Source organism: Burkholderia sp. JPY481, assembly GCF_038900515.1.
GTDB classification, from domain to species: Bacteria; Pseudomonadota; Gammaproteobacteria; order Burkholderiales; family Burkholderiaceae; genus Paraburkholderia; species Paraburkholderia youngii.
The window spans coordinates 37,882-61,078 of the sequence record NZ_JAYMRT010000023.1 but is presented as its reverse complement, the minus strand read 5'-3'; the positions used below and the strand labels follow the sequence as shown (position 1 = coordinate 61,078).

Annotated in this window: 20 protein-coding genes; 9 read left to right on the top strand and 11 right to left on the bottom strand. The window is 57.4% G+C overall.

Annotation, left to right across the window (positions count from 1 at the left end; translation table 11 throughout):
• Positions 1-37: 37 nt before the first annotated feature.
• Genes nifW through VSR82_RS33765 form a run of 6 tightly spaced genes read left to right on the top strand, consistent with a single transcriptional unit; the run spans position 38 to position 4,526 of the window.
• Positions 38-376 carry a nitrogenase stabilizing/protective protein NifW gene (gene nifW / locus VSR82_RS33790; RefSeq protein ID WP_410851695.1) on the top strand — a complete coding sequence of 113 codons (339 nt, stop codon included), beginning with the start codon at positions 38-40 and terminating at the stop codon, positions 374-376.
• A 14-nt stretch (positions 377-390) separates the two neighbouring features.
• Positions 391-1,239, top strand: coding sequence for an electron transfer flavoprotein subunit beta/FixA family protein (locus VSR82_RS33785; RefSeq protein WP_410851694.1), 849 nt, complete (start codon positions 391-393; stop codon positions 1,237-1,239).
• On the top strand, positions 1,236-2,354 hold the full coding sequence (locus tag VSR82_RS33780; RefSeq protein ID WP_410851693.1) for an electron transfer flavoprotein subunit alpha/FixB family protein: 1,119 nt from the start codon (positions 1,236-1,238) through the stop codon (positions 2,352-2,354). The genes VSR82_RS33785 and VSR82_RS33780 overlap by 4 nt, the downstream gene beginning before the upstream one ends.
• On the top strand, positions 2,351-3,664 hold the full coding sequence (locus VSR82_RS33775; RefSeq protein ID WP_410851692.1) for an FAD-dependent monooxygenase: 1,314 nt from the start codon (positions 2,351-2,353) through the stop codon (positions 3,662-3,664). The genes VSR82_RS33780 and VSR82_RS33775 overlap by 4 nt, the downstream gene beginning before the upstream one ends.
• On the top strand, positions 3,661-3,963 hold the full coding sequence (locus tag VSR82_RS33770) for a ferredoxin family protein (RefSeq protein ID WP_018435014.1): 303 nt from the start codon (positions 3,661-3,663) through the stop codon (positions 3,961-3,963). Before VSR82_RS33775 ends, VSR82_RS33770 begins: the two co-directional genes overlap by 4 nt.
• Positions 3,964-4,022: 59 nt before the next feature.
• Positions 4,023-4,526 carry a hypothetical protein gene (locus VSR82_RS33765; protein ID WP_026228606.1) on the top strand — a complete coding sequence of 168 codons (504 nt, stop codon included), beginning with the start codon at positions 4,023-4,025 and terminating at the stop codon, positions 4,524-4,526.
• 1,424 nt (positions 4,527-5,950) lie between these two features.
• On the opposite strand, the gene VSR82_RS33760 is transcribed toward VSR82_RS33765, so the two are convergent.
• Together VSR82_RS33760 and VSR82_RS33755 are read right to left on the bottom strand one after the other, a co-directional pair.
• A complete protein-coding gene (locus VSR82_RS33760; protein WP_410851691.1) occupies positions 5,951-6,199 on the bottom strand; it encodes a hypothetical protein in 249 nt (82 codons plus the stop codon).
• 287 nt (positions 6,200-6,486) lie between these two features.
• Positions 6,487-6,915, bottom strand: coding sequence for a hypothetical protein (locus tag VSR82_RS33755; RefSeq protein ID WP_410851690.1), 429 nt, complete (start codon positions 6,913-6,915; stop codon positions 6,487-6,489).
• Positions 6,916-8,417: 1,502 nt separating this feature from the next.
• Between VSR82_RS33755 and VSR82_RS33750 the strand changes: the two genes are divergently transcribed.
• Positions 8,418-10,310, top strand: coding sequence for an SAM-dependent methyltransferase (locus VSR82_RS33750; protein ID WP_429464028.1), 1,893 nt, complete (start codon positions 8,418-8,420; stop codon positions 10,308-10,310).
• A 422-nt stretch (positions 10,311-10,732) separates the two neighbouring features.
• On the opposite strand, the gene VSR82_RS33745 is transcribed toward VSR82_RS33750, so the two are convergent.
• The 8 genes from VSR82_RS33745 to VSR82_RS33710 form a co-directional block, all read right to left on the bottom strand.
• Complete coding sequence (locus VSR82_RS33745; protein WP_018435008.1) at positions 10,733-11,302, bottom strand: nitrogen fixation protein NifQ; 570 nt, start codon at positions 11,300-11,302, stop codon at positions 10,733-10,735.
• A gap of 16 nt (positions 11,303-11,318) precedes the next feature.
• Positions 11,319-11,621 (bottom strand): ferredoxin III, nif-specific, encoded by a 303-nt coding sequence (fdxB, locus tag VSR82_RS33740; protein WP_018435007.1) that lies wholly within the window; start codon positions 11,619-11,621, stop codon positions 11,319-11,321.
• Entirely contained in the window at positions 11,618-11,836 is a 219-nt protein-coding gene (locus VSR82_RS33735; protein WP_410851689.1) for a CCE_0567 family metalloprotein, read from the bottom strand. Before VSR82_RS33735 ends, fdxB begins: the two co-directional genes overlap by 4 nt.
• A gap of 73 nt (positions 11,837-11,909) precedes the next feature.
• Positions 11,910-12,323 (bottom strand): nitrogen fixation protein NifX, encoded by a 414-nt coding sequence (gene nifX / locus VSR82_RS33730; protein ID WP_018435005.1) that lies wholly within the window; start codon positions 12,321-12,323, stop codon positions 11,910-11,912.
• A 51-nt stretch (positions 12,324-12,374) separates the two neighbouring features.
• Positions 12,375-13,736: a nitrogenase iron-molybdenum cofactor biosynthesis protein NifN gene (gene nifN, locus VSR82_RS33725; protein ID WP_410851688.1), complete on the bottom strand. Its 1,362-nt coding sequence runs from the start codon at positions 13,734-13,736 to the stop codon at positions 12,375-12,377.
• 21 nt (positions 13,737-13,757) lie between these two features.
• Complete coding sequence (gene nifE / locus VSR82_RS33720) at positions 13,758-15,251, bottom strand: nitrogenase iron-molybdenum cofactor biosynthesis protein NifE (RefSeq protein WP_429464031.1); 1,494 nt, start codon at positions 15,249-15,251, stop codon at positions 13,758-13,760.
• Between the two features lie 273 nt (positions 15,252-15,524).
• Positions 15,525-17,171, bottom strand: coding sequence for a nif-specific transcriptional activator NifA (nifA, locus tag VSR82_RS33715; protein ID WP_498858468.1), 1,647 nt, complete (start codon positions 17,169-17,171; stop codon positions 15,525-15,527).
• Positions 17,172-17,901: 730 nt separating this feature from the next.
• The gene (locus VSR82_RS33710) at positions 17,902-18,834 is read right to left on the bottom strand and encodes a LysR family transcriptional regulator (RefSeq protein ID WP_429464033.1); all 933 of its coding nucleotides are present in this window, start codon (positions 18,832-18,834) and stop codon (positions 17,902-17,904) included.
• 655 nt (positions 18,835-19,489) lie between these two features.
• Here VSR82_RS33710 and VSR82_RS33705 point away from each other — a divergent pair.
• Together VSR82_RS33705 and VSR82_RS33700 are read left to right on the top strand one after the other, a co-directional pair.
• On the top strand, positions 19,490-20,203 hold the full coding sequence (locus VSR82_RS33705) for a hypothetical protein (protein WP_368587013.1): 714 nt from the start codon (positions 19,490-19,492) through the stop codon (positions 20,201-20,203).
• 626 nt (positions 20,204-20,829) lie between these two features.
• Complete coding sequence (locus tag VSR82_RS33700) at positions 20,830-22,149, top strand: ATP-grasp domain-containing protein (protein WP_429464035.1); 1,320 nt, start codon at positions 20,830-20,832, stop codon at positions 22,147-22,149.
• On the opposite strand, the gene VSR82_RS33695 is transcribed toward VSR82_RS33700, so the two are convergent.
• On the bottom strand, positions 22,146-23,054 hold the full coding sequence (locus VSR82_RS33695; protein WP_429464036.1) for a LysR family transcriptional regulator: 909 nt from the start codon (positions 23,052-23,054) through the stop codon (positions 22,146-22,148). The two genes, VSR82_RS33700 and VSR82_RS33695, sit on opposite strands and share 4 nt — an antisense overlap.
• Positions 23,055-23,197 lie beyond the last annotated feature (143 nt).

Sequence of the window (23,197 nt, the reverse complement as noted above, 5' to 3'; positions counted from 1 at the left end):
GTCATCGGGTGCGCATTGGTCCAATAGGAGAAACTACGTGCAAGAAGTTATCGAACAACTGCATCGCCTGTCGTCCGCGGAAGACTTCCTGCGATTCTTTGACATTTCATACGATGAGAAGGTAGTGAACGTCAGCCGCCTGCACATTCTCAAGCGTTTTTTTCAGTACATCGAGCAACAGAAGGCGCTACCGCGTAATAACGCGGCGGCTGTGTTCTCTATCTATCGATGTTTACTGAATAAGGCCTACAACGACTTCGTCTTGTCCACGCCCGCAGAGCAAAAGGTTTTCAGAGTCTTTCAGGAAGCGGACGGACGGCGGGTCGTCTCACTCGACCAGCTGCGCGCGTCGCTGCCAGCACGCGGCGACGCCTGACCCCGGAGTAGCCAATGCATATTGTCGTTTGCATCAAGCAGGTACCGGACTCGGCACAGATCCGCGTTCACCCTGTCACCAACACCATCATGCGTCAAGGCGTCCCAGCCATCGTAAACCCGTACGATCTGTTCTCGCTGGAGGAAGCGTTGAGGCTAAAGGACCTCTTTGACGGTACTGTAACCACACTCTGCATGGGGCCGCCGCAGGCTGAAGACGCACTTCGCAAATGCGTCAGCTATGGGGCCGACGAGGCTGTACTCGTCACCGATCGCGCTTTCGCTGGCGCCGACACGCTGGCAACGTCATATGCGCTGGCTACCGCGATCCGACAAATCGCCAAGGAACAGCCGGTCGATATGATCTTTACTGGCAAGCAGACTATCGACGGCGACACTGCTCAGGTCGGCCCCGGCATCGCTACACGCATGGGCTTCCAGTTGCTCACCTACGTGTCCAGGATCCTGGAAATCGACCTCACCGCACGCTCGATCGTCGTCGAGCGTCGCGCAGAAGGCGGCGTACACGTACTCAAAACTCGATTGCCATGCTTGGTGACGATGCTTGAGAACACCAACGAACTTCGCTTCGCGTCGCTGCCCAGAATGATCCACGCGGCAGCTTTTCCGGTACGGAAATGGAATCGCGAGCAGGCCGGCATCGAGGACGTTAGCAAAATTGGGCTGAAAGGCTCACATACCGTAGTGAGCAAAGTGTTCGGCCCAACACCGCGCGAGCAAAAAGCCGAGATGCTCACAGTGGATATGGCGAGCCTGCGCGGCGTCTCGTTGGATCTGGTGCATAGGATGTTCGCTCGCCATCCGACTTTGGAGGCAGACGTGCTAATGAAGAGGACCTTATGAACTCGACCGTTGCCGCGAAAAAGCAGCCGGCCTTGAATGCCGGAGGCCGCAACCTGGAGCTACCCGAACATCTGAAAAACTACACCGGTGTCTGGGTCTTCCTTGAGCACGACCGCGGCCACGTGCATAGCGTGTCTTGGGAACTGCTCGGCGAGGCGCGCAAGCTTGCAGACAAACTTGGCAGCAACGTCTGCGTGGCGGTGCTCGGCGGCACGGATGAGCCCCTCGAAAAGTTTTCAACTGAGGCGTTCAGCCTTGGAGCAGACAAAGCCTATGTCATTCACGACCCAGTGTTGCGTGGCTATCGCAATGAGCCATTCACGAAGGGGCTGACCGATCTGGTCAACAAATACCACCCTGAAATTCTACTGCTCGGCGCGACCTCGATGGGCCGGGATCTCGCCGGCTCCGTTGCGACAACCCTGCTCACTGGGCTCACCGCCGACTGCACCGAACTGAACATCGATCCGACCTCCCGGTCACTGGCGGCCACCCGTCCGACGTTTGGCGGCTCATTGCTCTGCACGATCATGACGCTTGCATATCGCCCGCAGATGGCGACGGTACGCCCACGGGTCATGGCGATGCCCTCAGCGCAAGAAGGCCGCGTCGGCGAGGTCGTGCAGGAAACACTGGGGCTCGTCGAAGCCGACATTGCCACCAAATTGCTCGACTTTGTCGCCGATACGACGAGTTCTCAGATCAACCTTCCGTATGCGGATGTGATCGTCAGCGGCGGCAAGGGTCTCAAAACTCCGGAGAATTTTGGACTCGCGTTTGATCTGGCGCGCGTACTCCGTGGTGAAGTCGGCGCTACGCGCCCGTGCGTGCAGGCAGGTTGGGTCGAGGCGGATCGACAAGTCGGGCAAACTGGCAAAACCGTGCGGCCAAAACTTTATATCGCAGCCGGCATCTCGGGGGCAATCCAGCATCGCGTCGGCATGGAAAGCTCGGACGTGATTGTCGCAATCAACACCGATCCCAACGCACCTATTTTCGATTGCGCGCATTACGGCATCGTCGGGGACGCACTGCAGTTCCTGCCCGCGCTAACGCACGCCTGCAAGGAACACTTGGCACTTCGGCAAATGCGAGACACCAGGAGAGTTAGATGAGAGAATCGTCGCAATTCGACGCGATCGTCGTGGGTGCCGGACCGTCGGGCAACGCTGCGGCCTATGTTATGGCTAAAGGTGGACTCAAAGTACTTCAAATCGAACGCGGCGAATATCCCGGTAGCAAGAACGTTCAAGGTGCGATTCTTTACGCCAATGCACTTGAAGAAATCATCCCAGACTTCCGTGACGACGCGCCACTTGAGCGCCACATCATTGAACAGCGCATGTGGATGCTCGACGATACTTCGTTTGTGGGCACACACACGCGTAGCGACGACTATAACAACCCACCGTATAACCGCTACACGATCATACGGGCGCAATTCGACAAGTGGTTTTCGTCGAAGGTCCGTGAGGCCGGTGCCTTACTGATCTGCGAGACTACGGTGAATGACCTGATTCTTGACGGAGACCAAGTTGTCGGCGTCCAGTGCGACCGCGAACACGGCGAAGTTTATGCGGATGTCGTGATTCTCGCTGACGGCGTCAACTCAACTTTGGCCCGCAAAGCGGGCTTTCATGGTGAGATCGAAGCGCGCAACGTCGCACTAGCTGTGAAAGAGATCCTCTTCATGCCCGAGGAGACAATTCGCGAGAGGTTTAACGTTGCCGATCAAGAAGGCGTTGTAATAGAGATGGTTGGACGAATCACAGATGGCATGGCAGGAACTGGGTTTCTTTACACGAACAAGGAGTCGCTGACGATCGGCGTCGGCTGTATGCTGAGCGACTTCAAGAAAAACTCTAATCGCACAACCCCGTATCTGCTTCTCGAGAAAATGAAGCGTCACCCGTCCATCGCTCCCCTTATCGCGGGTGGCGAGATGAAGGAGTACTGCGCGCATCTCATTCCCGAAGGAGGGTTTAATGCGATCCCGCAAGTATACGGTAACGGCTGGATGATCGTCGGTGACTCGGGCGGCTTCGTCAACGCCGCGCACCGAGAAGGCTCGAATCTCGCAATGACGACGGGGCGCCTCGCCGCCGAGACAGCAATAGCCGCCAAAGCGGCCGGCCGCCACGGCTACCGTGCCAGCACGCTGTCAGCGTATAAGGCCGCGCTAGACAAGAGTTTCGTGATGAAGGACTTGCACAAGTACCGCGATATGCCGAAGGTCTTACACCATAATCCCCAGTTCTTTACCACATACCCTGATCTCGTCGCGAAAGCGGCCCGCACTATGATGACGGTCGATGGCATCGACAAGAAGACCAAGAAGCGCGAGGTCATAGCCAGCTTCCGTAAAAGTCGCTCAGTGGCAGGGCTGATCGGCGACGCATACAAATTCTGGAGGGCTTTCCGATGAATAATACGATCACTGCCAACATCGACGAAAAGCTGTTTCAAAATCGCTACCGAGTGGACGTCGGGCGGCCGCACGTCCGCATAAAAGACGTGGACATTTGCACAAACGATTGCACAGAAAAGAGCTGTACATTCGTGTGTCCCGCCTCCTGCTATCGGAACGAGAACGACGGCTCAGTCACGTTGGTCACCGACGGCTGCCTCGAATGCGGTAGTTGCCGCATTTTGTGCACCGACCACCACAATGTTGAATGGGCCTATCCGCGCGGGGGATATGGCATACAGTTCAAATTCGGCTAAACGAACAAGCTCAGTATCGCTCCGCGGCTGAGCGCCTTATCACATCCGGAGAAACTTTGATGAATCTCATTACTGGTATCGAGTCGACGGATCTATTCGGCGGTGAAGTCCCGGCCGGCGTACTACAGCTGATCGAGAGAACCCGCCGCGGCAGCGATGACGATGTGGCCGCCGCGTTGTGGACTGCCATCCTGTCCTATCCGCGCTGCCTGCCACCCTACTATCTGCTATATAAGTTCCATGCAAACCGGGGAGAACTTGGCGAGGCGCATAGAGTTGCAACGAGGGCTTTGGCGGTCGCTGCCTGGGAAGCGTCGATCAGCGGTGATTGGTGCGCGGTGCAGCCGGGCGACGCGGACTTCTCCATTCCCGGGCCGCCGCGCTTTTGGCTCTTTACGCTGAAGGCGCTTGCGTTCATCAGCGTACGGCGTGGCGAACGGGCCCTTGCACTGAAGCTGATTGCCAAACTACGCTGGCTGGACCCGATTGATTGCATCGGTTTCGAGGTCGTCGAAGCCTTACTCGCGCAGTCAGAACACGGCAATCGCAAACTGACGAATTGACAGACAGCAATTCGTCACTAGAAGGGGAACTCCCACGATTCATTGGAGCTTTTCCGCATGCCCAATCGAAATGCGTGGTCAGCTTTGTAATGCTCAATCCTTCCGGCACGGTGCATAGCACCTTCTCAACAACAAGCAGACCATGACTTCGTGCGTGTTCGGTGCGGAAGGCAATCCCGGTATCGTCAATGTCGCGTCTACCTTCATGCAGGGGTGCACATCAATCCGTGCCGAAGGTTGCGAGCGAGTTCCGGACCTCGCCGCTGACGACGTCGCAATCCCCGAACAGCTAATGCAATTCTAGTTCGAAAAGCATGAGTACGACGGGCCGCCAGCGGAGTTGAGCATCCTTTCGTGCGATGTTGGGGGCGGCTGTTCTGCTCGTATCAGTAGCAATCCAGTTGGCCGGATGCAATGGAGACGATGTGGCACCGCCGCTTACTGACAAGGAGGCAAGTCAACCATTCGCATTCGGCCAGTCTACACCGCCCGGTACCCTTACTCCATCGACCGCACCATCGCGGCCACCCCCGAAGTGGGCGCAAAGTAGACGCGCTCGGGTGGCCACGCGTGGGTAGTGCAAACCGCTCGACCCGACAGCTACAGATTATGTCGTCGTTGACGCTCGGGCCGTCATGCCCGGGATAAAGCGATGCGCGCGCAATTGAGGCAAAGCGGGATGCAGACGCGTGGACACCGTCAGGACGGCAAGCCCGACTGGATGCCTGCGCGCCATGCAACCTGCCGAAGTGGCGGAGGGAGTCAAGACGCCAACCGTCGTGCGGGCGTCGGTTTATTACGCAGATCCGACCACCCCAACCCACGCATGACATTTGTCGGCGAGGCGGAAACATTCGAACGGGTTACACGATCGTCCACGCTCGATTCAATCGAGCCAACCAGTCGGACTGGTTGCATCGCGACATTCGGACAGAACCTGCCGGGCAATCGGTACAAGCTGATACGCTTCACACCGTGCTCTTCGCAATGCGGTTTTTGTTAAGGCCATGTCACTCATCCCTAGCTGTCAGGTTGACGACCATCGTCAACGGGATAACGCCCCGTTCGCGTCAGCCTCATCGCAAGGGCCTCCACACCACTACGGACGGCTTCCCCTCGTTGCGGCATCGGAGTTTTTCGTCATGGTGTTTGTCCTTTGTCATTTTCCAGCCATCAGGTCCGTAAGTCGGAGCGGTCCGCAACTAACGCTACTCTTACTTGAACAGCAGCGCTTTGATATCACACAGACTGAACCGAAACCTGAAGCATAGGACATCGCGCAACTGATGACCGCCGCTGGGAAGCGAAGACCGTGGGTCACGGCGATCTCGCATCCTAAGCACGCGATCGTACTCGGTCAATTCAGCAATGTCACAGTGACTCTCTGACTGCTCAGAGCCCAACTGATAGATTAGGTTTCGTTCTCATTCTCCTTCGCGAATACGGGTGGATACTTCTGCGATTGTCATTTCACCAATGTGACGCGAAAGCGGATGAAAGAACATTTCATCAAAGAGCTCTTCCGATTCTTTGAAAGCTCGTGCTGGATTCTCCTCAACGAAAGCGTAGGCTTCTTCGTGAGCAAGGTCGAGAAGTTTATGAATCTGTCTTTTATGCATCGTGAACAGCATATCAACTAAAAATAAAGGCGCACACTGATTAAATGGCTGCATTTCTGCATTCTAATACGTGCGAGCATTGCCACCAGCCGCTTCGCTCGTAGTTTGAGCGCCCCGTTTCTTCGGTACGTATATGAGCAATTTCTGTATGGTTTGCAACGCAGTTCACCGCCGAAGCGACGCAGCAGCGTGGCCTCGCGGGTCAGCGGCAAGCCCGATGGCGCATGCGGGACCTTGCAAAGGTTGCAGAACGGACAAGCGTGTCTAACCGGCTCGCGCTGCGCCATAGGCACATGCTCGGGGGGTCAAGCCCACCTGTTCTCTTGTCCCGGTTTGCGAATCTACTCCGTACCAGCACTACAGCAGTAGGCGAGGAGGAATACATGGTTTCCGGTGTCGGTCCTGACGATTGAGCGGATATCCGCGTTGAGCTTCGCCATCGCCGCAGACACGTAGTCGGGGGCCGGCAGCTTGTCGGTATTGAAGTCGTGGACAACCACGGCAACGGCGTTGTTGTCCTTCGTCATTGGGTGAGCGAGAACTCGATCTTCTTCCGCGAACCTCTGTTCCCGCGTCGCTACTGCACCAACCCGTCCGCTGCAGTATCCATGAGTACCTGACATCACATGAATCGTATTACCATCACCGCTCAGCCCCGCAGCGATCGTGTTGAGAGCGGCCGCGACGTCGTCCACGCAACACAGATCATGGAATCCCCAAATTTGCACGGCGTCGGGAGTACCGCTGGTAATGTTTACAAGTATTGCCACGATGTTCTCCAAGGTTTCGAAAGGGCCCATTTGACAATCAACCAACAATGACGGCCAAAATGAGATGTCACTGCCCCGCCATTTCGCGCACAGCGATTACACAAGAGCCGGGAAAGTGAGAGGCCAGTTCAAAAAGCTTGCTCTGCGCGACTTAACGCTTTCCAGTCGTCAAAAAAGCAACGGAATTTCTAGTGCTTCATGAGTGCCAGCGGGACGCTTGAAGCGGAGGACGACGGGCGACGGCACCTCATAAACGAGTTCGCCGCACCGCAATCTTTAGAAGTTAGGCCGACGATACATATAGCCCGCGTCCGACCGACGGCCATTCTCCGAAAGGCTGTCAAACGCGAAGTCACCTGGACGAGCATGCACCTCAGATCAACGAGTTTTGCTGCTTAGGCCGTTTCGTACCTGTGCCGTGATCAGTACAGCAACAATCATGCTCGTCACCGGTTAAAAGCAACGCCCACTGACCCTCCGTCAAACGTTGCGCAGCGGTAAATCCCAGAAGGATTTCGCGAGACTGACAGGTGGCCGCGTACTCAGCAGGCGACCAGCGGCGCTCTTCCGGCTAGCACTGCGGCCAGCCCCATCCAAACATGCCCCTCTTGATTTTAGGCATAGAAACTCCTTATCAGGATAGCAGATGGCCATCGAACCCGCGGTTCATAGCACTGCTGCCACGATAACGAAACTAATGTCATGGTGCCGCCGCCCACCTCAACGCTGAACGCGCTCGAACGCTGCCACGTTTTAGCTATAGTACCGAAGGCTAGCAGACTATAGAACAAGTTGGCATTCAACATTTCTTATACTACTAGCCGCAAGTTCTTATCGACCGCTTTCAATGAGGCATAACCTTCGCGTGCGAGCCGATATCGGAATCCGATACAGATGGGGCCACGCAAACCGTGCCAGAGCACCACATTCCTGCGGCAATTCGTTGGGACAACGGCTGACAATCGTTCAACCGCGCATGCTCGATGACATTGCCGGACGGATGAGACGCTTGTGCGCCGTGAGCGTACCACTGACGAGCCATGGAGGCCTGGAGTGCAACAAAGCCGCCCGGGTGGAATAGCCGGGATCAGATCTAATCTATGACGGCGAGGCCGGGTTGCAGCTGCGCAAAGAATCGGAGCAGCGACTATCAACAAGTAGCAGTAGCTAGATTTTTGGCGACCGCGCGGACCACCACTTGACTGTTTGATTTGCGCGGCGCGCAAACCAGCCAGAGAGTTCTATCGCATCCAAAGTGATTCAGAATTCAATCGGGGCTGCGTTGTATCGCCCTTCCAGACATCACAACATCGCAGCGCTTGGCGTTTCCTTGGTAGCACAGGCAAGCTATTGACAATGCTTTCAAGATCAGGCCAGATGCCGATCGGCGCGACACCTGATATTCATTTAGCTTGAAAATGCGGAGCAGCACCGGCACATCAATTCACCTTGCACCTAACGCTACGTCAGGCTTTAGCGTTGACGTACGTACCGGAGACGCAATGCAGTTAAAGATCGGTGAACTGGCAAAAAGAGCGGGGCTGAGCGTTCGTGCTTTACATCACTACGACGCGATCGGCTTGCTGTCTCCGTCGCAACGCACTGAGGGGGGAGCACGCCTGTACGGGCGTGGCGACCTGATCCGGCTGCATCGTATCGAGGCACTGAAACGGTTCGGTTATTCGCTTCCCGATATCAAAGCCAGCCTTGACGACCAACCGGCCAGTGCCCCGATAAATATTCTTCATCGGCAGATCGCCGAACTGGACGCGCAGGCTTCGCGGGCGCAGCGGCTCAGTCGCCACCTGAGACGCCTCGCCAAGATGCTTGCCGCCGGCAGCGAAACGCCCGCGATTGATTGGCTCAACACCTTGGAGTTGATGAGTATGTATCAAAAGCACTTGAACGAAGACGAACTCGACACGCTGTTTGCAACGGGCCCGGACGCACTTGCGCCGATGGATCCAATATGGGACGAGCTCATCGTTGAGGTTCATAGCGCCATGCGGGAAGGTCTGTCTAGTGAAAGCAGTGTTGCCCAAGAGTTGGCATGGCGCTGGGTTCGGCTCATGACCCGCATGACGAACAACGACCCGGCGCTCGCTTACAAGTTGATGAAGATTCAAACCGCGGAGCCACGCGCACAGCAGATTGTCGGCATTACGGCGGAGATGCTGGTTTGGATAGACGAATCGTTTGCGCACGCGCGCTGCACACTTCTCGCCAAACACTTGAACCCGGCGCAAATGGACGAAGTTCGACGCCGCCAGCTTAACGAAAAGAACAGGCGCGAATGGCCAACGTTGGCGCTTGAGTTGCGGGCACACATGCAGGCCGGCGTCGCGGCCGACGCTGCGCCGGTACAGGCTCTCGTCGAGCGCTGGCAACAGCTTTTCCGTGAAAGCTTCTGTGGCGATGACGTGGTCTTGGAAGTGCATGTTCGAGAAGCCTTGAACCAAGAGCCGGACCTGCAACTTGGGGTGGGGCTCGACGAGGCATTGTTGGCCTATCTGCATAAGGCACACATCGTTGGGCACGATGTGACACCAACCGACGCCGGGCCCAAGCCTAGCGCCTTGATCGTGGCTAGGCAACGGGCGGCGCACCAACTACTGGATCGCCCGCTGGTGCTTGATGATCCGCTCGCATTGGCCGTGCTAGGCAAAGCCGAGGCACAGGACCTACGCAATGGCCTCGATCGGTTCCGCCACCCGATGTCGATGTGTAGGCGCAGCGCGCTGGTCGTACGCAGTAGGCTAGCGGACGACATTTGGACCGAGGCCGCCGAGCGGGGGGTGCGACAATACGTCGTGCTTGGGGCAGGACTCGACACCACCGCCTACCGGCAGCACGACACGCCCGGGAGCATCTTCGAGGTTGACCTGCCGGCCACGCAGGAATGGAAACGAGCGCACCTGAATGAGGCGGGCATCCGCTTGCCGCAATCGTTGCGGTTCGTACCGGTCGACTTCGAGCGCATCAGCCTTGCCGAGGGCTTGACGCGTGCCGGATTCGATCCACTCGCACCGGCCTTCTTCAGCTGGCTCGGAGTAACCATGTACCTCGACGAGGCTGCGGTCGTTGATACTTTGCGGTTCATCGCGCGCTGCGCCAGAGGCAGCGCCGTGCTGCTGGAATACGCATTGCCAGTGTCCAGCTTGCCGCCGATGATGCGTGTCTTCGTCGAACAGTTGATGGCGCAATTCGCCGAGGGCGGCGAGCCGTGGAAAAGCGCGTTCGATCCGGCTGAGTTGGCTCAAATGCTGGTTACACTGGGCTTCAGCAGTTCCCACACTTGGACTATAGACCAGTTGAACCACAGGTACTTTGCGAACCGCTCAGACGGACTGCAAATCGGAACAACACCGTCACGTCTAACTCTAGCCACGGTCTAATCGTCAGACTATGCCTCGCAATTACTTGTTTATCCGCCCCAGTCCGCGCAATGGTCAGCGCTACAAGCGGCAAGGGCATCCCACAATCGCAAGGCTATACGAGTAGCAATGCGCCAGCGCAGCGATGCCACCGAGCCAAGTACGGGTCACCGCGTGCGCCGGGGAGCCGAGCAGGAAATCCTCGGGTGCGAGATGCACCAAGGATTCTAGGTTGTTTGCAGCCTCGGTACAGTCGTGTGCGACGAGAAACCCGGAGGCGATGACGCATAGGAAGACATGATGACATCCACGCTTAACACCTTGATCCGCGCTGAACGCAATCAGCTGGCAATCGTTAAAGTATCTCCTGAGCATTTGTAGCTCACCGTCACGGCGAATATGCCAAGGCCCCGCATGGCCACGTATCGTCGGTAACCAGACCATCAATCTGGTCCGAAGCAATCCGCGAAGTCGCCACACTCCGCGCAGTTTGAAGACTTGCAGACAAGCAACGCCTCACGCTCGCACAGTTGCTTGTAGAGGAATTTCTTCCACTTCATACCGTGAACGTTTTTTTGCGCCAGCCGCGGAAACCAATAGCCCAACAGCACCGGCAATTCGCTACGCGAGCGAAGGCGCAGCTCCTGCCACAGGTGTTTGTGCCCCGCACAGGCGCAGGCGAGCGCATGCGAAACGCAATGGATTTCAATCGTTGTGCCTGCGAGCGGATCAGCATGTGCCTTCAACAGGTTTGCGAGGTCTCCGACCTCGTCGTCGCACGATCGCTGGCGCCACGCCGCAGGCGAGGCGGCCAGTTGCAAGAAAAGGGCGCTGTCGACGCCGGGAAACCAATGCGCGAGCAGCCAGTGGGTTTCATCCAGATTCAACCCGCGGATGGGCAGTGTGTGCACGCCGGCTTGGCCGAACGCCGCCGAGAGTACCCCAGCGAGGGCAAGAACCGTGGAATCGTTGCTGTCCACAGCGTGACGCATCAACGTCGTGTAGAAGTCCATCACCGTCCTTTGTGGCTCAGACCATGGCCACCGCGTGCGTGTAGCACTTTTTTGGGCATATCCTCGCGCATGCCGTACAACCGATACACAACTCCCGGCGCGCAATAGTCATAACCTTCTTTTCGTACTCGTCGTCGTCATCCTCGCCTACCGGGGTAAGCTCGCCCCCCTCGTCTACACCGACGAGCTGCAGGACCCCACGAGAACACGACCGGAAGCATCGTCCGCAGCCGATACACTTCTCATCATCAAGGGCGGAGACAAAGGTAGGCGTCCACATCTCCCCGCTAGGTAGCTTTACGCAAAAAATCTCGCTCATCTCCGGCTCCCAAGCGCTTCGTCGAGAGCCGCTGCCGCGGCCTTGCGCGCGTCCATCAGCGCGGCGTGAGCCTCGTGGCAGAGCTGCGCAACCGTCAATATCTCTTCCCACCTAGTCGGAAGATCCTCCGAAAGGTCGTGGAGATCCATCTTGGCCTGAATGGCCCGTGTATTGAGTGTCTTCAGGCGCACCTTCAGTTCATTCGGGTCACTCATGCCCCCTCCCGTGGTAAAAGGACGCGCCTCAGTTGTCGCTGTCCGCAAAGTGGCGGTCTTGTCAACAGTGGCTTTAGCCATGAGATACCTCGTCATCCTCGGCCAAGTCGAATGAGCGCACATTTCTGGTTAGCGCCTTGCGCAACCACGGCGGTGGCGTACCTTTCAGGACATCCCTAAGCTTGATAAGGATGTCCTCAATTGGCTCCAGCTGTGGCACCTTGACTGGATGCACCTTCAGCGCTACGACGCGCGCCGCTCCTGAACCACCGATTGCGGCAACGTACAGGATCGCGCAACCGCGGATCGCGTCCAGCTTCGGTGCAAGCTTATCTTCGTCGCCGTCCTCCTCTAACTTGCCGCCAAAATCGAAGGCTTCCACGAACGCGTACCCCTCCGCCGTCACATCGAAGATAACAATGCTTTTCGCCCAGCCAAAGTGCGCGTCGACATGCAGTTTGTCCTGCGTGGCAAATGCGATTTTCATGCAATGGTTCCCTCATGATTTGCATGCAATGGTCGCGACGACCGGAATTCCTTACTCCGCGTTAGCGACTGGCGCAGCGAGGTCGAGCGACGACTGCGGCAGAGCCCAGTCGGCCGAGCGGTGGTGCGTAACTCGATCGATTAATAGATTCGCGAGTTCGAAGACGAGGTTCATCGTTCCGCGATAGCCGACCTGGCATCGATGGGCATTGCCGACCCGGTCGAATACGGGGAAGCCTATGCGCAACAGAGGCTTGCCGAGACGCGCGGCCATCTGCCGGCCGTGCGAATGCGTAATAAGCAGGTCGCAATCCCCCGCGCCTCGTTCCATGTCCTCAAGGTCACCGAGCACGACCTCGCTCGTCGGCAGTAGCGCATGCGACGCCGATGTAGTCGTGCTGACGCAGACTGGCAACTCGGCGCCGATTTCGTGCAACAGCGAACCGATTGCAAGCAGCAAATCCGGTTCTGCGCCCAAGGCCACCTTGATGCCACCTATGTAAAAATGGCTGTCGAGCATTGCATCCAGCAGTTGGCTGCGCTGCCTCTGGTATTTGATCGGGACCTCCCGGTCTGACAATCGCGCAAGGCGATGCAAGAGCCGGTCGTTCGGTTCGAGCCCTGTGAGCCGCTCAAAAATTTCGAATGGGATGCCTGCGATCGTCTCCAGTGCCTGCGCACCGTCGCGCGTTTGCTCGCCCACGCCGAAGGTGAATGTCGACGCACCTGCGGCGCGTATCTGGTCGAGAGAAGTCCCGCCCAGCGTGGTCCCGCGCCAGTCGGGAGCAATGTGGCCATCGAGCGAACCGGAGACGTCTGGCAATATGATCGGAACTAACCCGAATGCCTCAATGATCTCTCGCAACTCGTCGATATCGCTGGGTGACAGATGACTGCCGGGCAGCACGTTGACCTGTCGCTGCACGGTTGGCAGCGGCTTGACAAGCGCCTTCACGATTGCAACGATGGCGCGCCTGTAGCCGTCCTCGAATGCGCCAATGTAGTCTGGCGTCGATACGTACACGAGTTCGGTATTGCTCAACTCTGGCTTGCGTTTGCGCACCATCGCGAGATGACCGGCGACATCTTCCCCGTTGGCCTCAGTCAGCCCTGTCGAGCAAAGCACGATGATTTTCGGCGCCGCGCGCTTGCAGATGTTTAGTAGCGCCGTTTCGACGTTTTCAAATCCGCCCAGAATGGTAGTGACCTCATTCATTGCAGTGGTCTGCAACGGGATGGCCTCCTTGAAATGGCGCACCAACAGGACGAGGCCGAACGACGTGCAGCCCTGCGAACCGTGCATCACCGGCATGCACGCATCGAGTCCCATGGCGGCATAACTCGCGCCAAGCGGCTGGCTCATTTTTAGCGGGTTGACCGTACAGGCTTTCCCTAGTTCGACGACGTTTGCCATTGTGTCTGCACTCCGCTATGTTCAGGCCGCGACGCTGGGTCGAAGGCCCTTCGGGCAATCCCGCGCGCTTGCACGCGGCGACTGTTCTGTCATGCGCTCCGTGAACTCCATTCGCTCGCCACAGAGCCCTTCGCCTTTGTCGTCCCACGGAGCTGGAATGCGCACCTGCTGCCAGACCGGGTTGCTGATTGCGCGGTCAATCTCGTGCACCAGCTCGACGATTCCCTCATACCCGGCATATGGATGATGGCGTTCTTGATTGACATCAAGCCAAGGCACCCGCGCCTTTAGCGCGACAAACTGCGAGCGCCCGCCGGACAGCATGATGTCGGCCTGCGACTCGCGGAGCATGCCGTACATTTCGCTTGCCGTCATATTGTCGACTATGCGCGCGTCATCGCCCATGATCTCCTTGATCCTTTCCTTGTCTTTCTCGGTGCTTTTCTTCACACTGGTGCCAACGATCTCGAGCCCCACCTCTTGCAACGCCGCAACAAGCGACCAGGATTTCACACCGCCTGTAATCAACAGCACGCGCTTCCCATCGAGGCGCGCCCGGTATGGCGCAATGCGCGCCCACGCGCGCTCCTCTTCTGCTTCAATCAAGCGATCGGCGCGTTTGATCAGATCGTCGGGCGCACCCCTTTGCACCAGCAGCTTGGCGACTTGGCGCAACGCATCGCTCACATCGCCGATTCCGTAGAAAGAGCCCTCAAAATAGGGAATGTCGTATTTCCGCTGCATCTTTGTGGCAATGTTAATCATCGACTTTGAGCACACCACCATATTTACCTTCGCGCGGTGAGCGCTCGCGATGTCACTGTAGCGAGCATCACCAGAGATGCAAGCCAAGATACGGATACCAAGCGCGTCGAAGAGCGGCTTCGTCTGCCACAACTCCCCCGAGAGGTTGTATTCGCCGATGATATTGATGTCGAACGGCGTTGTGTGAGCGGGCTCACGCGAGCCGATTACATGATCGAAAATCGCCTCCCCACCGAGTTTATTGCCGAAGTTTTTCGACCCGGCGAAACCGGGCGCGTTGACCGGTATCACAGGTTTGCCGAATTTCTTTGACGCTTGCTTACACACTGCCTCTATATTGTCACCGATCAGCGCGGTGACGCACGTCTGATAGACAAACACGGCAGGGGGATCATATTTTTGGATAATCTCGCGAATACTTCTGAACAGCCGTCTCTCGCCGCCATAAATTACATCGATCTCACTTAGATCAGTCGTGAACGCAGTCCGATAGAGCATCGACCCGGAGGATGCCGCGGGACGGTTATCCCACGAGTTGCCCTCGCACGCAATCGGCCCGTGCACAAGGTGCGCTACGTCAACCACGGGCTGAAGTGCAATCCGAGCTCCATCGAATGCACAACCGCCAGCAGTCGCTCCTGGCGGAAGTTGCTTGGCGCAGCCTTGTCTGCGCTCCGTCTCACTTTTCGCCCTATTCTTCGCGCAACCGGGTTCGTCGAAAATATCTGCAGTCCTAGCCTTGAACCACATTGGAGAATCCTGACAATATGAGGTCCACAACTAATCGCAAGTTCCATACCACGGCTCGAACCTGCAGGCATCCGCAGCGTGGGAGATCGGGCACTGTAGTAACAGCGTCAACTTAAACCAGTGCTTTGTCGGAGTTGAACGGATTGCGACACAACATACTTATCGGCCTTCTTTCAGACCATGCGCGTGCTGTGTTCCACGCGCGCTTCGCTTTGCATACCGAGCAGACGAAATATCGGAGCCGTCCAGGGCGTGACCTCAAGCTTCGCTTTCTTAGAAGCGGCGTAGTTTGATTCCGTGCTTGCGCAGTGCATAGCCGATCTGCCGCGCCGTAATGCCGAGCAGGCGTGCCGCCTTTGCCTGCACCCAACCGCAGCGCTCCATGGCCCAGAGCAACCGCTCACGCTCGTCCTCAGGGATGTACTCACCAGAGCGCATGCCGAGACCGCGGGCATCGCGCTCCGGGGCGCCGAATTTCGCGGGAACGTTCAGCACGTTACTGACTGTAACGTCCGACGAGCGTGCCGGACGTACTGCGTCTTCTCGCTCCACATGATGCAACACCTTCGTGAGGCACCGGTCGATCTCGCAGAGAAACGAAGAACGACCAATCGTGTCATGATGCGCCATTGTCGCAGTCCGCTCAATGCAGTTTTCGAGCTCGCGCACATTTCCGGGCCAGTAACAACTCGACAGCACGCGCAACGCTTCCTCGTTGAAATGCAGAGCGCGACCGTTCTCACGATTAAAGCGGTTAAGGAAGTATTGCGCCATCTCGGGGATGTCTTCCCGGCGCTCGCGCAGCGGCGGCAACACGATGCTCACCACGTTAATGCGGTAGTAAAGATCCGCTCGGAATTCGCCCTCTCTCACCATTTGTTCCAGACTGCGATTAGTTGCTACGATGAGCCTCACGTCAACTCTCACGGGCGTTGTCCCTCCTACCCGCTCGAACTCCCGCTCCTGCAGAACGCGCAGGAGTTTCGCTTGGAACGACGGCGATATATCACCTATCTCGTCGAGGAAAAGTGTTCCGCCGTGCGCCAATTCGAAGCGCCCCTTTCGCTGAGTTTGCGCGCCCGTGAACGCCCCCTTCTCGTGGCCAAACAGCTCGCTTTCCAGCAGTGTTTCCGTCAGCGCCGCACAATTCACCGAGACGAATGGCTGGTCCTTGCGCGGGGACAAACGATAGATTGCACGCGCGATCAACTCCTTGCCGGTGCCGCTCTCGCCGCGCAAGAGCACCGTCGTTCTCGCAGGTGCGACCTGATGGACCTGCGCGAATACGTGCTGCATCGACGCAGATCGGCCGATTGCCCAATCGACTTGATATATAGGAGGGGCCGCGTTCCGTCGGCGACTAATCTCCTCCTGCACGCTTTTGCGGTTCGGATTCGCCTCACGCTCAAGGAGAAGTGCCCTGCCCATTGGCGCAGCAACAACTTCCAAAAGTTGGAGATCGTCTGCGAAAACACGCTTCCCGTCCGGATTCTCACAAAGTGCTACGAGCACCCCGAGCGGCCGTCCTTCGTGCCGGATCGGTGTCCCAAGTAGAGCGACACGCTCGGCATTGGAAACACGAACAGCCCCCGTGCGGTCGTCGAACATTGGGTCACCATCCAACTCAGACACAACCACGGCGGACTCGCTTTCCTGTATCTGCCCTACGATCCCTTCACCGGAGGGAAAACGCATACCTTCTCGCCAGCCGTCTGACAGTCCCGTGCTACACAGGCCGCCAAGCTTTCCATCCGGCTGCTCGACGGCGATGAACGCGGACCGCCAGCCTCTCGCACGCGACAGAAACCACAGCGACCTCTTCAACGCGTGCTCCGCATTACGGGATGAGGCCAGCGCTTTTAGCACTTCGGCCACTACATCGAAATCGGGAGGGCTCTCGTTGATAAGAGAATGCGACATAGATTCGGGCTCCAGCGACAACTCGTCAACGCAGTGACGGAGACGGCTCGGCACAACGGCAGAGCCATAGTCGCGTTGTTGGCAGCCGAATTCGGGATGCCGCTGTGCTCAGGCATCGCCAAACTCGACAAAAATGACAAAATCGCAGCAATGGCGTCGGAAAGCTGCAAACAGAGGCAACGGGGCCCCTCCGTTCGCGGCTAGCATACTAACCAAAAAAGACGTAGGTTTCACGACAAATTCGGGTCAACGGCAACCCGCACCGTCAGTCGAGGTTCCTAGTCTCGGTCGAACGCTGCAAGCGTTGAAGGAAGGCAGAAGCGGTTTCGTTATATGAAATTCAAATCGTAAGTGCCATAGGCCTCAAATGGCAGTTCAGGTTGCATTGCACCACGCAGACGCAACTCCGCGCGAGTCCTTCCAAAATGCTGTGAGAGCTGTTCAGCAGCTTGCTCGAGTGCATCCGCCCAGTTGTTCGTCGTTTCTTTTTTAGCGCGCGATCCAATGCAACGTTACACGCCTGCAACCGGTCGACACCTATGTCATTCCGCATCGAGGCCCGATGTTTCTCGATGACATAAGTCAAACGCCACTCAGTGGGCTCGTGAATTCCCAAAGCAACGCTGCCTGCCCGCGTCAGCGTCGGGGCTGCTCATCGAAAATACCCGGCAGCAACCGTTTTGACGCGCCGAAACATCATCTCTTCGACGCGACCACTGCGCGACGTCACCTAAACCTGACCACGCGTTGGCATCGCCGGCTGCTCTGCCGTGAACATTCCGTGCTCTGCCGAGCTCAGCTGCAGCGAGCGAAAGAGGAACCGTTGAAGTGCGGTAGCTGCGGATGTTCGGTCGTTCCAGTTCTCTTGAGTGAACAGACCGAATTCCGCCACTGGCGGCATCGGCAACCCGACAGCTTGCGGATCGATCGCGTGCATGGTGTCGCGGCGCACGTGCCAGTCGAGCAGCACTGCAATACCGAGTCCTGCCTCAACGGCCGACTGCACCGCCGACAGACTTGTGCTCGTACACGCAACACGCCACGCGATGCCGGCGTCGAGCAACGTCGCGAAAAAAATCTCCTGCCACCGGCATGCGCCGCCGAATGCAACAATCGGAAGCGGGCCCTCGCCAAGGTCCGTGTTCCGGGTACGTGCGGCCGCCCAGCGAAGCGGATGCCGCCATGTCACTATCGGCTCCGAGTGAATCAGCGCAGGGTCGCCGATCGCGAAATCTAGTGTGTTGCTTGCGAGCCGCTGCGATAACGCCGGGCTCGCATCGACAACAATCTCCAGCGCTACGTCCGGATAGAGAGCCGAGAACTGCCGCAATGCATGGCGAAGGTGGCTCATTGCGATGTCTTCCGGAATGCCGACCCTCACCGTGCCAGAAACGTCGCCCTCAGTCAGGGCGGAGCGAGCCGCGAGGCCAATGTCGAGGAGCTTGTGCGCATATGGCAGTAGCACGCTGCCCGCGGTGGTCGGCTTTACGCCGCGCGGTGAACGTTCGAGCAAGCGGTGGCCAACCTCATCTTCGAGCCGCCGAAGGGCCATGCTGACAGCAGCCTGTGTCCGATGGAGAGCCATCGCAGCATTGCTCACGCTGCCGGCTTCTACAACCGTCACGAACGTACGCAGCAGCGTGCTGTCGAGATCGCGAATCATCAATTTCCCTCATGCAGACATAAAGATTATCAGCTTATACCACGCATACCCCTGCGGTTAATATCCTACCGTCACGAGTCAGGGAACATGGATGCGAAAAAAGTTGCACGAGAAACACGCCGAATACGCATTGCGGGGAATACCCGAGTCGCTGGCGCAGCCGGCCCCTCGAGCTTCGCCGTGTACCTGATCGAACAGCCGCCACCGAACTGGCCAATGCTCCTTCCAGTGAAGGAGCAATACTGCAGAAAAGCACAGCTTGACGTTGTGGCCTCCAGTCATCTCGTGCCCACGTCATGGCGCTCCTCGATGAGGAGTTCTAGGCACGCCGGGCTATCTGAGCCCGGATACGACCACTTAACTGCTTAGCAAACAATAGGTTGAAGCATTGCGTTCAGCAGGTTGCACGAACCCTCTCTCGCTATGCTAGCCGAAAAAAATGCCCAAGAATGTTTGACAGTGCTGCCCTCTCATCGCACGACCGCCGCAGTCGCGGTTCGAGTCTAGAAGCTCTAGGAACTCCCGCGAGCCTGATGTACGCATCGAAGTTTCCCGCAGGAACGCGTCAAGGTGCCCGGCTGATCTCCTCGACGCGTTTATAGCAGCCCGGTTCGCTCGTTTCTTTGCCCTTTTTCAATTTCTAACCGGAGGTCACATGAGTACAGCCAACGATCGCACTTATTTTGAGCAAGTCGCTCAACAAGCTGTGGAACAGATGTTCGCAACTTCGCCCGAAACCGCAGCGTTCCACCGTGGCGACTGGATCGACAGTGAGTACTATCGCCGCCACCTCGTAGAAACTGTATTGCGAATCCGACTCAATAACGAGGTCGACGCGTTCGCACTCTACAAAATCGGCTCCAAGGACAACACGCTCGCACAGATCCTCGCGCAATACTTGGCAGAAGGATACGGGCATGAGGGGAAATTCCTCCACGACCTTAAGAAATTCGGCTTATCTGCCAATGACGTCGACCGGGTTGCCCCACTCCACAGCACCGACAAACTGATCGGCTACCTCTATCTGAGCATTGGTCGCAACGGTCCGCTGCCGACGATGGTCTGGAACTGGCTGCTCGAATGGTACACCAATCGCTACAGCAAGAGCATTACAGAAGCCGCCGCGCGGGCGTTCGGCCACGATCACGTTAAAGGTTCGCTCGACCACATTCAGTACGCGGAATCGCACAAGCACTATGACATCATTTGGATTGCCCTTCAGCGGGCAATAGGCGGCTGGGGCAGCATTGAGAGCGCGGAAATGTATCTCCGCAACTTCGTCGGCCTGATCCACGAATATTTCGATGAGTTGCGTGTGACGACCGTGCCCCGGACGGAAAGCATAACCTCGCGGGAAGCAGCCACATGACCGCCGTCATCTTGGTTGCGCCAGCGTCATCCGGTACCGCAGTTTTCGCCGCCACAGCTCGTCAAGGTATCGCCGCCCTTGCATTTGCGCGTGCCGCGACCCTTCGACTGCGAGCGTCTGTTGCGTCCTTCGCGGTGGTGGGCGCTGCGCTCGGTGTCTTCCCATGCACAGGCGAGTCACCGTGGACAGTTCAGCGCTCGCGGAGATTGCCGGGCAGCAGCGTAATGGACACATATACCCACTGGTTAAACTAAACAAGTCGATCTTGTTGTCGAAACTGATGATACGCGGCCATATTTGCAATCCAAACCCACGCAGCTCCGGCAATGCGAACGTGGCGATGCGACGTGCCTGACAATCGTACGGTTCGTCAAATCCTTATCAGCGGACTTCGCCGGCGGCGCCGAAGTGGCGAGTGTGCGCCACAATCCGGTCTCAAAGGAGACGAAGCTCCCACGCCCACCCGTCCTCCACTATCGCGAGACTGACTGCTCTCTTAAACCCCTACCAGACATGTCCGGTTCACCGCCGCAGATCGCCCCGACGCCGGGCCCGGACATCGCCAAAACGCTCTGTGCGCTCAAATTTGATCAAGCCGAAAAAATATCTGAACAAGTTGCTTCCACATGAAAGCCAATCATCCTGCTAAGGGTAACCGCATAGTCGTGCTTAACCGGTGGTCCGACGGTTTCGCTGCCTATCAGCGCTACATTGATCATGCGGCGAACAAGATCGCATACGTCTGCACGCCCAACAGTGTCGCCGCGCTTGACACCTCTCGCATTGCACACGTCGAACAGCTATCTGACATCCTCGATGAAGAAGCGCTGCATGCGGCGGTGCGCGCCTGTAGTTCAGCGCTCGGCGGCATCGACAGGCTAGTCGCCTTATCCGAATTCGACCTTTTAGCGGCCGCGCGACTGCGCAATTCGTTCAATATCCCCGGCGACCTTCCCGAGACAGTCGTGCGCTTTCGAAATAAGGCCGTTACGACGAATACTATCGCCGCAGCTGGCCTGCGTGTACCGCGGTTTGCAGCCCTGGAAGATCTGGTCGTTGCCAAGGCGGCGACTACCACTGTGATGCGTTTTCCGATAATCGTGAAACCGCGATCAGGTACGGCGAACATAGGGTCACGGCGCATCGAGACCCGTCCTGAGTTCGATGCACTGTGGCCGACACTACCGCTTGCCGAGTACGATTGCGAGGAGTACATCGACGGTCCGGTTTATCACGTTGACGGCTTCCTTCTGAATAGCACATTGGTTATCGCGCGCGCGTCTCGCTACATCAGCACTTATGTCCAGTTCGCTCAAGGTAAACCACTCGGCTCGGTGATGCTCGACCCAAGTCCTCTAAATGAGGCGCTAACCGCATTCTCCGTAAAGTGTCTGCGCGCCCTGGATTTCAGAAATGGGCCATTCCATCTTGAGATAGTCCGGGGCTGCGATGGATTGTATTTCCTTAAGGTTGGTGCCCGCGTCGGCGAAGGAGAAATCCCATTCCTCTTTCACGATCTGTACGGTGTTGACCTGTTCGCCCTCTGGGCCGCGCAGCAGTCAGGTGACAAGGCGCGGTTAGCCACTCAGGTGCAAGCAGCGCTAGACGCGTCGGCATCGTCCGCCCGCGGTGGATTCCTCATGTTGCCGGAGCCAGTGGGCAAAGTATTCGTCGATGCAAAATTGCTACGAGAGATCCCCGCGCTTTACGAGGCGGTTTTCCCCAAGCCACGTCATTTCTTCGACGGCACCGGCGGCTACGCCACCCTCCTCGCGCGCTTCCGCTACCGCGCTGCATCGGAGCACGAAATAGCCACAGGAATTCACACGACATTAGACAATTTCCAATACACGCTCGCCGAGATTGCCGCGCCCCCCTTCACTGCGGAGCCAGCGGCTCCAATGGTTCATCCCGGAAGGCATTCCCCGCCGCTTCTGCCTTGCTAGACGTAGTTTCGCGCCTCCTCCAGCAGGAGCTCTCGCATCCAGATGCTCGCAGGATCCCCGTTATGCAGGGAAGGCCATTGGATCGCTTCAGTGAAACAGGAAAGTGGCAACGGGACGTCGACGATCCGCAGCGGGGCGACTTCCGCGAAATACTTTGCTAACCTCAGAGGAATCGTAGCGATACGGTTAGTATGAAGCAGGACTCGCGGGATCAAGTCGAAGGTAGGCACGATAACCTCTTCGCGCCTCTTGAGACCTAGATCGAGTAAGAAGAACTCCTCGATCGAAGGTCTCCGTGCACGTCCAAACCTCACTGTTACGTGTCCCATCGACATGTACTTCTCGAGCGGCAGGCGGCGGGACAACTGTTTGTTCGTCGGACAGCCTACACACACGAGCTTCTCCTCAAAGAGCGGTGCTTTAGGATGAGCATCAGCCAACAACAGCTCCGGCAGGATCAAAAAATCGGCGTCCCCACGCCGAAGCAGCTCACCCGGGTCGTCATCAGGGAAAAGCAATTCGAAACCAACCGAAGGAGCCTCGCGCGCTACCCGCTCAATGACATTCTGAAAATAGACCAGCGTCATAAAGTCGGACAGGCACACCCTGAAGCGGCGATTCGACTTGTCCGGTCGAAACACGTCCCGCGAGATGATCGAAAGCTGGATGTGCGATAGGGCTTCCCGAACAGGTCCAGCGAGCTCCGTCGCTCGCGCAGTGGGGACGAACTCACGACCTCTCATTACAAACAGGTCGTCGCCGAAATAATCGCGTAGTCGAGCAACGGCGGCGCTCATGGCAGGCTGGCTCAAATTGACGCTTTGCGCCGCAGCCGTCAAGTTGCGCTGCGTCATCAGCGCATCCAGCGCGACGAGAAGATTCAGATCAAGGCCTTTGAATCGCATGTTCCGGTATCCGCCTTATGGATGAGACATATCGAAACAATCGATTGTACAAATTATTTGCGATAACGCAAAGTTGCGACCATTCAAATGGAATAGGGAACGTCGAAGCCCGTCTATCGTAGTACTGATTGATCCGCAAAATC